Annotated in this window: 10 protein-coding genes; 3 read left to right on the top strand and 7 right to left on the bottom strand. The window is 62.2% G+C overall.

The window, feature by feature from the left end; genetic code table 11:
- The first annotated feature begins 30 nt into the window (after positions 1–30).
- Positions 31–549: a sigma-70 family RNA polymerase sigma factor gene (locus ACP7BX_RS16315; RefSeq protein ID WP_033901645.1), complete on the top strand. Its 519-nt coding sequence runs from the start codon at positions 31–33 to the stop codon at positions 547–549.
- The gene (locus ACP7BX_RS16320; RefSeq protein WP_426132118.1) at positions 546–1,463 is read left to right on the top strand and encodes a FecR domain-containing protein; all 918 of its coding nucleotides are present in this window, start codon (positions 546–548) and stop codon (positions 1,461–1,463) included. Before ACP7BX_RS16315 ends, ACP7BX_RS16320 begins: the two co-directional genes overlap by 4 nt.
- On the opposite strand, the gene ACP7BX_RS16325 is transcribed toward ACP7BX_RS16320, so the two are convergent.
- Genes ACP7BX_RS16325 through ACP7BX_RS16335 form a run of 3 tightly spaced genes read right to left on the bottom strand, consistent with a single transcriptional unit; the run spans position 1,460 to position 3,961 of the window.
- The gene (locus tag ACP7BX_RS16325; protein WP_426132119.1) at positions 1,460–2,176 is read right to left on the bottom strand and encodes an ABC transporter ATP-binding protein; all 717 of its coding nucleotides are present in this window, start codon (positions 2,174–2,176) and stop codon (positions 1,460–1,462) included. The two genes, ACP7BX_RS16320 and ACP7BX_RS16325, sit on opposite strands and share 4 nt — an antisense overlap.
- Positions 2,173–2,994, bottom strand: coding sequence for an ABC transporter permease (locus ACP7BX_RS16330; RefSeq protein WP_426132120.1), 822 nt, complete (start codon positions 2,992–2,994; stop codon positions 2,173–2,175). The genes ACP7BX_RS16325 and ACP7BX_RS16330 overlap by 4 nt, the downstream gene beginning before the upstream one ends.
- A 10-nt stretch (positions 2,995–3,004) precedes the next feature.
- Positions 3,005–3,961, bottom strand: coding sequence for an aliphatic sulfonate ABC transporter substrate-binding protein (locus ACP7BX_RS16335; protein ID WP_426132121.1), 957 nt, complete (start codon positions 3,959–3,961; stop codon positions 3,005–3,007).
- 318 nt (positions 3,962–4,279) lie between these two features.
- Between ACP7BX_RS16335 and ACP7BX_RS16340 the strand changes: the two genes are divergently transcribed.
- Positions 4,280–4,495: a TOBE domain-containing protein gene (locus ACP7BX_RS16340; RefSeq protein WP_003173733.1), complete on the top strand. Its 216-nt coding sequence runs from the start codon at positions 4,280–4,282 to the stop codon at positions 4,493–4,495.
- A gap of 37 nt (positions 4,496–4,532) precedes the next feature.
- Here the strand turns inward: ACP7BX_RS16340 and ACP7BX_RS16345 are convergent, their stop codons facing one another.
- From ACP7BX_RS16345 to ACP7BX_RS16360, 4 genes are all read right to left on the bottom strand, one after another.
- On the bottom strand, positions 4,533–7,883 hold the full coding sequence (locus tag ACP7BX_RS16345) for a hypothetical protein (RefSeq protein ID WP_426132122.1): 3,351 nt from the start codon (positions 7,881–7,883) through the stop codon (positions 4,533–4,535).
- 87 nt (positions 7,884–7,970) lie between these two features.
- On the bottom strand, positions 7,971–9,122 hold the full coding sequence (locus tag ACP7BX_RS16350) for a MalY/PatB family protein (protein ID WP_426132123.1): 1,152 nt from the start codon (positions 9,120–9,122) through the stop codon (positions 7,971–7,973).
- 59 nt (positions 9,123–9,181) lie between these two features.
- Entirely contained in the window at positions 9,182–9,775 is a 594-nt protein-coding gene (locus ACP7BX_RS16355; RefSeq protein ID WP_038844011.1) for an FMN-dependent NADH-azoreductase, read from the bottom strand.
- A complete protein-coding gene (locus ACP7BX_RS16360; RefSeq protein WP_426132124.1) occupies positions 9,772–10,212 on the bottom strand; it encodes a GNAT family N-acetyltransferase in 441 nt (146 codons plus the stop codon). Before ACP7BX_RS16360 ends, ACP7BX_RS16355 begins: the two co-directional genes overlap by 4 nt.
- Positions 10,213–10,762 lie beyond the last annotated feature (550 nt).

The raw sequence follows: 10,762 nt of genomic DNA on the forward strand, positions 1-10,762 counted from the left end.
GACTCACTCGCGCCGCGCAGGTCGCTTGCCATGAATGATGCTGTTGTTCCGACCCTCGCCCCCGAACTGACGCTGTCGAGCCTGTACCGCGACCACCGCAGTTGGCTGGAAAGCTGGCTGCGCCGGCGCCTGGGCAATGCCTGGGATGCGGCTGACCTGAGCCAGGATACGTTCTTGCGGGTGCTCGCCAGCGCCCAGCCGATTGCGCAGATGCAGGAGCCGCGTGCGTATCTGGTCACCGTCGGCAAGCGCCTGTTGGTGAATTTTCATCAGCGACGCAGCCTTGAACAGGCCTATCTGAAGGCCTTGGCGAGTCTCCCGGAAACCTGCGTGCCGTCGCCCGAACAGCGTTGGCTGGTGCTGGAGACCCTGCAAGCTCTGGACGAATTGCTCGATGGCTTACCGGTGCTGGTCCGCCGAGCCTTCCTGTGGAGCCAACTGGAAGGCTTGGGCTACCGAGAGATCGCCGAGCGCCTGGACGTGTCGGAACGCACCGTAAAACGCTACATGGCCCAGGCCTACGAACACTGCCTGCTGGTGGATCTGTGAGCCGCGACGTCGCCCGCGCCGCCGCGCAATGGTTGGCGCTGCTGGAATCCGGCGCAGCCACCGAGCGTGATCACGCCGCGTTGCAGCATTGGCGTGACAGCCACCCCCAGCACGAACAGACCTGGCAAAAAGCCCAGACCCTGCGCCAGCGTTTCAGCGACTTGCCCCAGGCCTTGGCGATGGCCAGCCTCGACCGTCCGCAACCGGGACGCCGTGCCGTGCTCAAGCGTGCGCTGGGTATCGCTGCGCTGGTGCCGACCGCGTGGTTGATCAGCCGTCAATTGCCCATCGAGACCTGGCGTGCCGACTTGCATACTGCTACCGGCGAGCGCAAACGCATGTCCCTGGCCGATGGCGGCAGCTTGCAGCTCAATACCGCGACGGCGGTGGACGTGGACCTGGCGCAGCGCCGCATCAGCCTGGTTGAAGGTGAGCTGGCGTTAAATGTGCCAGGCACGACGGCGATGACCGTGCACACACGCTACGGCGAGCTGCGGGTCAGCCAGGCTGAGGTGTGTGTGCGGCAGCTGGCCGCCGGTTGCCTGGTGTCGGTGCTCAAGGGCTCGGTCCAGGTGCGCGATTTGAACGGGCAGATGGCGACCTTGCAAGGTGGGCAGCAAGCGCCGCTCAAGGCCAGCGGTCTAGGGACCTGGGTGCCTTTCGATGTGTTGCAACTCGGCTGGCGCGATGGCGTGCTGACCGCGCAGAATCAGACGCTGGGTGACTTTCTGCGGGAGCTGGAGCGTTATCGACCGGGTGTGTTGCGCTGGGAGCCGAGCCTGGAATCGTTGCGGGTTACCGGCAGCTTCCGCCTGGACGACACCGACCGCATCCTCAACCTGCTGGCCTCAAGCCTGGGGCTGGAAGTGCAGGCGCGGACGCGGTATTGGGTGACCTTGCGCAAGGTCGTCTAGATCACATGGGCACGTTGCAACTCAGTCAAGGATTGCGCCTTGAGCTGCGCCAGCAACGGATCACGCCGGTCACGCGGGTGCGGCAGATTCACCGCCAATTCCTGGCGAATGCTGCTCGGTCGGTTGTCCATCACCAGCACCCGGTCACTCAGGTACAGCGCCTCGTCCACGTCATGGGTTACCAGCAACAAGGCGATGGCATGATGTTCGGCCAGTTGCAGCAGCAAATCCTGCAGCTTCATACGGGTAAACGCATCGACTGCGCTGAACGGCTCATCCAGCAACAACACCTGCGGCCGTGAATACAACCCCCGCGCGATGGCCACCCGCTGCGCCATGCCGCCGGACAATGCCTTGGGCAGTGCCCGGGCAAAGCCCTTGAGGCCGACTTCCTCGATCAACTGCGTGACCCAGGCCTTGTCGTAGTGGCTGTCATCGCTGAAACCGATGTTCTGCTCCACCGTGAGCCAGGGCATCAACCGTGGCTCCTGGAACACAAAGGCCACTTCGCCATCGGGACTGCGCAATTCGCCCTGGAAGTCCTTTTCCAGGCCGGCGACGATGCGCAGCAAGGTGCTTTTGCCGCAGCCACTGGGGCCGAGCAGGCTCACGGCTTCCCGTGGTTGCAGCGCCAAACGCACGTCTTTCAACACGGTGGTGCTGGCGAAGCTTTTACGCGTGACATGAATATCCAACAGCGGTTGCACGCTCATTGCCCGGCTCCCTGGAAGGTATCGCGCCAGGCCAGGCAACGCGTTTCCAGTGCCGCGAGCAGGCCATCGCTGACCTTGCCCAACAGCGCCAACACGATAATCGCCGCCAGCACGATATCCGGCCGCGAAGTCTCCCGCCCATCACTGAGCAGGTAACCCAAGCCCTTGGTCGCCGCGATCAGTTCGGCCGCCACCAGAAACATCCACGCCAGGCTCAAGCCACTGCGTAACCCGGTGAACAGGCCGGGCAGGGCGGCGGGCAGCAGGATCCGACGCACCAGCCGCCACCGGCTGAAACCGTACATCTGCCCGACTTCCACCAGCTTGCGGTCGATATCGCGGATGGCCGCGACGCCATTGAGGTACACCGGGAAAAACGCGCCAATCGCGATCAGCACGATCTTCGAGGTTTCGTCGATGCCCAGCCACAGCAGCAACAGCGGCACCCAGGCCAGGCTCGGGATCGAACGCAGCCCGGCGAAAGTCGGTTCCAGGTAGGCTTCGGCCTCGCGGCTCAAACCGACCCAGGCGGCAAACACCAGGGCCAGGCTGGCGCCAATGGCAAAGCCCAACAGCACCCGGCCAAGGCTGGCGCTGATGTGCTTCCACAATGCGCCTTCGGCCAGGTCGGTGAGGGTCACGGCGATCTCGCTGGGTGCCGGCATCTGGTACGACGGTAGCCAACCCACGCGCACCACCACCTCCAGCACCAGCAGGATCAGCACCGGCAACACCAGGCCCTTGAGCCGCCTTGGCCAGGCACTGCGGTTGATCACCCCCGGTGCGGCAAGGGGCAATGCTTGGGTTTTGCTGGTCATCACGGGCTCCTTAGTGGCCGAACGAGGTGTCGATCAACTGGTCGATCACCTGGTCCACGTTCACGCCTTTGCGCACCAGCTCTTCCGACACCAGGATCGGCGCGGCCGCCTTGGACGCCACCACGTCCTTGCTGCTCAGGAACGGCGTGCTCAGGTCGGTGCGGGAGAGTTGCAGCTTGGCCACTTCCAGCGGCAGGCCGGACTCGTCGGCCAGCAGCTTGGCGAATTCATCCGGGTGCTTCACTGCCCAATCCCGTGCCTTTTCATAGGCGCCGAGTACCTTGGTGATGGTCTGCGGATGCGCCTTGGCGAACTTCTCTGTGACGCTGACCACGCCGTAGCTGTTGAAGTCTTTATTGCGGTAGAGCAGGCGCGAACCGGCCTGGATTTCACTGGCGGCCATGTGCGGGTCGAGACCGGCCCAGGCGTCCACGTCACCTTTTTCCAGCGCAGTGCGGCCGTCCGGATGTTGCAGGTGCACCAGTTCCACGTCGTCCTTTTTCAGCCCGGCCTGTTGCAGGCTGCGTAGGGTGAACAGGTACGGGTCGGTGCCCTTGGTGGCGGCGATTTTCTTGCCCTTGAGGTCGGTGACGCTGTTGAGCGGCGAGTCTTTGCGCACCACCAACGCGGTCCATTCGGCACGGCTGTACACGTACACCGATTTGATCGGGCTGCCGTTGGCGCGGCTCAGCACCGCCGACAAGCTGGCGGATGACGCAAAGTCCACGCCGCCACTGTTGAGGTATTCCAGGGAACGGTTGCTGCCCTGGCTCAACACCCAGCCCACTTTGGAGTTTGGCAAGGCTTGTTCCAGCCAACCGAAATGCTTGAGTACCAGGCTGACGGGCGAGTAATAGGCGTAGTCGAGGTTGACTTCGGCGGGATCGGTGTCGGCGGCGTGGGCCAGGGGTTGCAGGCACAGCGCGAGGGCGCAGGCGCCGAATAGGCGTTGGGTGAAGGCTTTCATGGAACAGCTCCGGCAAGGCGTTAAGAGAAGGCTTTTCTTATATTCAGAAAATTTGGTTTGCATGTTCCATCATGCTTTATAGGAATATGCAGTCTCTGTGCCATGTGCTCTGGAGGCGTGTTTCCGGGGTTCAGGAGGCGTTAAGTTGTGGCGGAAGAGGGCAGATTGTTGAAGCACTGTTGGCTGGGCAACAGTTCTCATATATCTGTATCGAATAAATAAAGAGTTATATATTCCTTTTAATGTTTTGGGCGATGGCGCATGTTGAGGGCCTGCGCATTCGTGCGGATTGACCCAACAGCCAAAAGGAAAGCCGACATGACCATTAAAGCGATCAACGTGCGCAACCAGTTCAAGGGCGTGATCAAGGAAATCCTGCTGGGGGAAGTGGTGTCGGAAATCGACGTGCAGACCGCGTCCGGCATTGTCACTTCGGTGATCACCACCCGTTCGGTGCGTGACCTGGAATTGAAGGTGGGCAGTGAGGTGATTGCGTTTGTGAAGTCCACCGAAGTGTCCATTGCCAAGTTATAAATGACTGCCCCCGCACTCAGGCGGGGGCATTCATGACTCAAGCGATTTTCGGTCCACTGCCACCCGGTGGATGTGGCTCCGGTTTCTCTGGCGGTGCGTCCGTCGGCAAGTTCTTCGGCGCCTTGTTCGGGTCTTCGTAGTCCTTGTGCAAGCCCCCATCCAGCCGGTTGCTCGACGAACCGCCTTTTTGCGGGGTCTCGTCGAAGTGTTCCCATTCCGACTGCTGGAAGCGGAAGATGCTGTCGTCGGTTGGGGCGTCGCGACCACCGTAATGGTGGATTTCGTAGTGGGCGTATTCGACTTTGTCAGCCCAGTTGTCCTGCAATAGACCGTCGCCGGCCAGGTCGCGGTACCAGTCGTTTTCCTTCTCGGTCGCCTTCTGCTTTTTGTTGTGGTCGACGAAGTAGCCGATGATCCCGCCGACCACCGCCAACACCACGCCCACCAGGAACAACGGCCCGGTCAACGCCGCCGCCGTGCCCGCGCCAAACAGCGCTGCAGCCCCCAGTACGCCCGCCGAGGCACCGAACGCACCGCCCGCCACTTGCAGGCCGCCGGCCGCCTGGGCCAGGGGATCTTTGTCTTTCACGCCGCTCTTGATCGCCAGCGCACCCAACACTATGTCGGCAAAACCGCCGGCAATGTCCGTGGCCGGGCCGAGCACCTTGATCACGGAACCGGCGATCTTCGCCGATTTAGACGCGCCCAGCTTGGCCGCACCCGCAGCCGCCAGGCCGTCATCCAGGTGCGTGGCCAGGCCTTCGGTGGCCTCGGTGACGGCCTTGTCGCCGTCGCCGAACATCTTGGCGATGCCGTCGTACTGGCTGTCCGGCACGGCATCGAGGGCGGTGGCGATCTTGGATTTGACCTCGGAGGGCAATTCGCTGACGCGGAATTCGAAGTTCGGCTCCTGCATGCCGGTCTTGCCCCAGATCTCCGGTAAGGTCTTGTCCAACCCCAGGAAGTCCACCAGGCCGCCTTTGCCCAGGGTTTCACCGATCTTGTCGCCCAGGCGCACGAAGTGGCTGGAGCCGCCGGCAAAGCTCAGGAAGTCCTTGGCGATGGTCATGCGCTGCGCCGGGGTTTCACCCAGCTTGCCGCCTTTGCCCACCAGTTGGTAAATCCCGGAAAACAGGCTCACGCCAGCGCCCAGGGAGCCAAGGATGCCCTTGCTGTTGAGGGTGTTGAACACCTCGCCAAGCATGCCGCGATCGGCCACCGGAATGTAGGGTTTGCTCAAGGCGGTTTTCAGGTCGGCTTCGCTGATCGCACCGTTTTTCTGGTAGACGGCGCCCAGCTCTTCCAGAGCCTTGGTGACCGCGGCGGATTTTTCCTTGCCTTGCAGGCCTTCGTTGAGGAATTTCTCCAGGGTTTCCTGGGTACGGCGCGGCAAGTCCAGCACGTTGCCCTTGAGCACGCCTTTGAGCAGGCCGAACAGGTCCTTGGTCGCCAGTTCCTTGTTCTCGTCGGAGATCTTGCTCGGGTCCGACAGGATCGCGTTGAGGTCAGTGGTCAAACCGTCGGCCTGGATATTCTGCGCGGCCTTGCTCGCGGCTTCCGGGTCGAACAGCGACAACGACGTCAGGGTGTCGCTGAGGTCTTTTTGCGCCTCAAAGGTCTTGCCCTGGCTTTGCAGGTCCTTGAGGTACAGCACGTAATCCGGGTTGGAAGTGAGGTCCAGCAGCTTCTGCTTGATCTCGTCCTTGTTGGGCAGTTTGTTGATTGCCTCGTCCATCTTCGACTTGTAGTCAGCCTGCACGGTCGGGTCGTTGAACAGTTCGCCGATCTGCTTTTGCACGGCCTTGCCGTCGATGATGTCGTGCATGTCGGCCGAGGTCAGCTCGGTCTGCTTGTCATCGAACTCGCGCCAGGTGGTGTTGAACGGGCGCTTGGCCTCTTCGTAGCCGGTGATGCCGTGGCCGTTCTGGTAGGCCGCCTGGGCTTCGAGGGCACGAACCAGCTTGGCGCGCGGGTCGTCCTTGGGGATCGAGCCGTTCTTCACGCCTTCGCGGTAGGTGTCGATCAGTTGGGTGGTGGCCAACTCGCTGACGCTGAGGGTGGGCGACTTATCGTCCTTTTCATCGGCATGCACGCCAGTGTCCAGGTTCAGCACATCCAGCTCATCGGCCTTGGGCAGGTTGTGCTTGGCGCGGGTGTCGTCCACCGAGCTGGCGCTCCAGGCTTCCCACTTGGCCGCGACATCGTCGTAGAGCTGCGGGCTGAGTTCCTTGGAGACGATGACCTTGCCTTCGCTGGTTTCATAGCGGATCAGGCCGTCGCCCAGTTCATCCGGGGAGCCGAAGGTGATGTCGGTGTTCTTCAGGAAGTCATTCGGCCCGGCCAGCTTGTAGCCTTCGCCTTCGCTGGTGTGGATCTTGGCCCAGGTGTCATTGGCGGTGGCGACGCTCTTGAACAGCTCGGGACTGACGTCGGCCGACACCACGACCTTGGTGCCGTCATGCAGTTCATAGGTGAGGATGTTGTCTTTCTGGTCGTTGTTCCAGTTGAAATTCTTGTAATCGTTGAGGCCCGGCACTGGCGTATTGGCGTCGCCCAGCACCGCGCCGTTGTTCAGCTCGCCTTCGACCACGGCTTTCTTGCCGGGATCGGTGTAGACCTCATGCAGGCCGGCCAGGTAATCGAACAGCTTGGGGTTGTCGTCGCGGGCCACCACCATCTTCTGGCCGTTGCTTTCGAAGCGGATCAGGCCTGGGCCGACTTCATCGACCGGGCCAACCGCCGTGCCGCCGTAGGGTGGCCACACTTCATTGTCGCTGGCGCGCTTGTAGCCGGCGTCTTCGCTGCTGGACAGGCCGGTGAAGCTGGCATAGGCGTCCTTGGCTTTCTGGAACGCTTCGGGGTTGTCGCGCTGGCTGATGACGACCTTGGTGCCGTCCTGGGTCTCGTAGCGGATCACGCCCGGTCCGGTTTCATCCGGTGGGCCGAGGGATTTGTAGTCGGCGAGTTTTGCCGGGGCGCTGCCGTCGGCGCCGAGGCTCTGGTAGCCGGCATTCTGGCTGGCGACCACGCCGGAGAGGGACTTGAAGTCGGTACTGACCTGCTTGAACAGCTCGGGGCTGTCCTGTTCGCTGACGATGACTTTCTTGCCGTCCTGGGTCTCATAACGAATCAGCCCCGGACCGACTTCATCGGGCGGGCCGATGGCCTTGTAGTCGGCCAGTGCCGGCGGTGGCGTTGCATCCTTGGCGGCCAGTTCGTAGCCGTCCTTCTTACTGGCATCCAACCCGGACGGCGTCTTGTCGTGGGCCTCGACCTTCTTGTTATTGGCGCTGTTCTTGAGCAGCACATGGAACGGCGCGCCGGACTTGGGCGGCGTGCGGGGAAGGGCTTTGGGGTCGGACGAGCGATCGAGGGGCTGGGTCGTCATGCCATGGAACTCCTGCTGTAGCCGGTTGTGGCGGTCGGCAAAAACAGTAACAGCAGGGGTTCGGCACTCGTTGCGAAAAGTTGTGAATTAGGCCTGACGGTTGCGCAACGCGCGCTCCATGCGGTGCAGGCCTTCTTCGAGCATGGCCCGTGGGCAGCCGAAGTTCAGGCGCACGAATTGCTGGCTGTCGTCACCAAACTCGATACCGGCGCTCAAGCCGACCTTGGCCTGTTCCAGGAAAAACTGCTGCGGGTCATCCAGGCCCAGGGCGCTGCAATCCAGCCAGGCCAGGTAGGTGCCTTGTGGTGCATGCATGACCACGCCAGGCAGGCGGGTTTGCACGGCGTCGAGCAGGTAGTCGCGGTTGCTTTGCAGGTACTGCACCAGCGCGTCGAGCCAATCACTGCACTGGCTGTAGGCCGCGCGGGTGGCTTCCAGGCCCAGGGGGCTGACGCTGTCGACCATGCCGCAACGGGCATTATTGAAGCGCTCGCGGATCTCGGCGTTCTGGATCACCGCAAAGCAGGTCTTCAGGCCGGCGACGTTGTAGGCCTTGCTCGCCGACATCAGGGTAATGGTGCGCTGGGCAATCTCGGGGCTGAGGCTGGCGGTGGGGATGTGGCGACGGCCGTCGAAGCACAGTTCGGCATGGATCTCATCGGAAATGATCAGCGCGCCGTGTTCCAGGCAGGCGTTGGCCACGGCCAGCAGTTCTTCGCGCGGGAAGACTTTGCCCATGGGGTTGTGCGGGTTGCTCAGCAACAGCGCACCCGCGCCGGTCAGCGCCTGGCGCATCGCAGGCATTGGCGTGAGGTATTCGCCGTTCACCAACTCGAAGGGCACTTCGATGCGCGGCAGATTCCAGTGCCCCGGTGCCAGGCGAATCGGCCGGTAGTTGGGGGTTTGCAGCACCACGGCCTGGCCCGGTTTTACAAACGCGTGCAGCGCCATATTGAAGCCGGGCTCGACGCCGGGTAGGAACAGCAGTTCATCCGGCTGCACGCGCCAGGCGTACTTGGCCCACAGGTCGGCGATGATTGCCTCACGCACATCCGGCCCTGCGACGCTGTAGCCCAGCACCTGTTGGTCGAGGCGCGCGTGCAGGGCTTGCAGGACGGCGGGCGGGGCGGCGATGTCCATGTCGGCGATCCACATCGGCAACACGTCTTGTGGGTAACGGTTCCACTTGGTGCTGCCGGTGCCGAGGCGGGGGTGGATCGTGTCGAAATCAAAGCTCATGGGGGGCTCGTATCAGGAAGTCAGGCGCAAGAATGGCGCTGATTCTAGCGCCATTATTTTTATAGGCCAGAGCTGATTGCCACCGCGAGTTGCCGGTGCGCCTGTTCCAGGGCGCGGTTGACCGCTTCTTCACCGCGCACCATGGCCGGCAGGTAGACGAAATCCACCGAGTGAATGCCCACCGTCGACAGGATGGTGCTCATGTACGGGGTCAGGAAGTCCGGCTCATGGCCCTTGCGGGCGTTACCTGAACTGACCAGCACAAAGGTGCGCCGGTCCTGTAGCAAGCCGACTTTGGCGAACTGTTCATTCACCGTAAAACTTCGCTGGATGCGCACCACATGATCGATCCAGGCCTTGAGCGCCGCTGGCACGGTGAAATTATGCACGGGGGTGCACAGGATCAGCAGGTCGCAGGCTTCCAATTCCACAATCAATTGTTCCGAGAGTGCCGTGGCACTGCCGCTGAGTCCGCCGGGGGTGGTCAGCGCGTTGGCATATTCACGGGTCAGGGGCGGCAATGCCTGGCCGCCGTAGTCACGCTCGGTCACCGCGGCGTCGGGGACCAGGTCGCGTAGCAGTGCGCGGGCGAGTTTGAAGGTCTGCGCGGCTTTGCCGTGGGGGCTGAAACTGAGGAGCAGGGCGCGGGTCATTGGCTCAGGTCCTGGGAAAAGTGCATGCCCAGGGGCAACAGGCCCTGGCGGAAATAGAAGCGCTGGGCCAGGGCCATGTGCATGCCGGTGTCCAGTACCAGCCAGCGGTAGCCACGGGCGCGGGTTTCTTCGCGTACGCGGTCCAGCAGGTGTTCGCCCAGGCGGCGCCTTTGTTGCGTGGCGTCTACGACCAGGTCATCTACGTAGATGAAGCGGCCATACAGGGTGTTTTCGGTCAGCCGATAGCCGGCGAGGCCGATTACCTTGCCGTGTTCTTTTGCTGCCAGCAGGTGGTAGCCGTTTTGCCGTTGGCGCTGGATTTGTTCGGCGAATGCTGGGGCGTCGGTGAGGTGGGGGCGCAGTTGGTGCATGACTGGGAAACTGGCGATGAGGTCGGCTTCGGTTTCCAGGTGGGTGAATTCGATGTGGTCATTCATGGTGGGGGCTTTGTGTGATGAGGGGTATGCCATTGTTGTGGGTATGGCTGAGGTGGGACAGGGGCATGATTGGACATGTGGGTTGGGGCATATCCGTTATTTAGGTAACGGCGGCTTATGGTTCCGCCCTTACGGCGGCTCACTTTTGAACAGCGCAAAAGTAAGCAAAACGCTCTTGCCCCAACACTCGGCACCTCGCCTAGGCTCGGTGTGCCCGAACGCAGGCTTGAATCCGTGGGCCGCCGCGATGGGCCATCCTTGGCCCAGCGCGGCTAACCCGGCGTCCTGCCGGGTTACCCACGGATTCAAGCCTGCGTTCGGCCAGCGTGTTTGACGGGGCGCCCAAGATCAAAATCAAAAACAAAGCCAGAGCCAGAGCTGAGTTAGATCTGCTTTTCTGTGGGAGCTGGCTTGTCGGACCGCCGCATCGCTGCGATGCAGGCACCTCGGTACATCAGGTACACCCAGGTGATGCCATCGCAGGCAAGCCAGCTTGTATGTTTAGACTTGAAGGGGTGGGCGGCGACTAAAAGCCAGATTCCGACTCTAG

The organism is Pseudomonas sp. DWP3-1-3b3, assembly GCF_049896305.1.
GTDB classification, from domain to species: Bacteria; Pseudomonadota; Gammaproteobacteria; order Pseudomonadales; family Pseudomonadaceae; genus Aquipseudomonas; species Aquipseudomonas azotoformans_A.

Bases quoted from the DNA above. Each gene is read 5' to 3' on its own strand.
- ACP7BX_RS16315 (WP_033901645.1), top strand. From the start codon at position 31: ATGAATGATGCTGTTGTTCCGACCCTCGCCCCCGAACTGACGCTGTCG.
- ACP7BX_RS16325 (WP_426132119.1), bottom strand. From the start codon at position 2,176: ATGAGCGTGCAACCGCTGTTGGATATTCATGTCACGCGTAAAAGCTTC.
- ACP7BX_RS16330 (WP_426132120.1), bottom strand. From the start codon at position 2,994: ATGACCAGCAAAACCCAAGCATTGCCCCTTGCCGCACCGGGGGTGATC.
- ACP7BX_RS16335 (WP_426132121.1), bottom strand. From the start codon at position 3,961: ATGAAAGCCTTCACCCAACGCCTATTCGGCGCCTGCGCCCTCGCGCTG.
- ACP7BX_RS16340 (WP_003173733.1), top strand. From the start codon at position 4,280: ATGACCATTAAAGCGATCAACGTGCGCAACCAGTTCAAGGGCGTGATC.
- ACP7BX_RS16345 (WP_426132122.1), bottom strand. From the start codon at position 7,883: ATGACGACCCAGCCCCTCGATCGCTCGTCCGACCCCAAAGCCCTTCCC.
- ACP7BX_RS16350 (WP_426132123.1), bottom strand. From the start codon at position 9,122: ATGAGCTTTGATTTCGACACGATCCACCCCCGCCTCGGCACCGGCAGC.
- ACP7BX_RS16355 (WP_038844011.1), bottom strand. From the start codon at position 9,775: ATGACCCGCGCCCTGCTCCTCAGTTTCAGCCCCCACGGCAAAGCCGCG.
- ACP7BX_RS16360 (WP_426132124.1), bottom strand. From the start codon at position 10,212: ATGAATGACCACATCGAATTCACCCACCTGGAAACCGAAGCCGACCTC.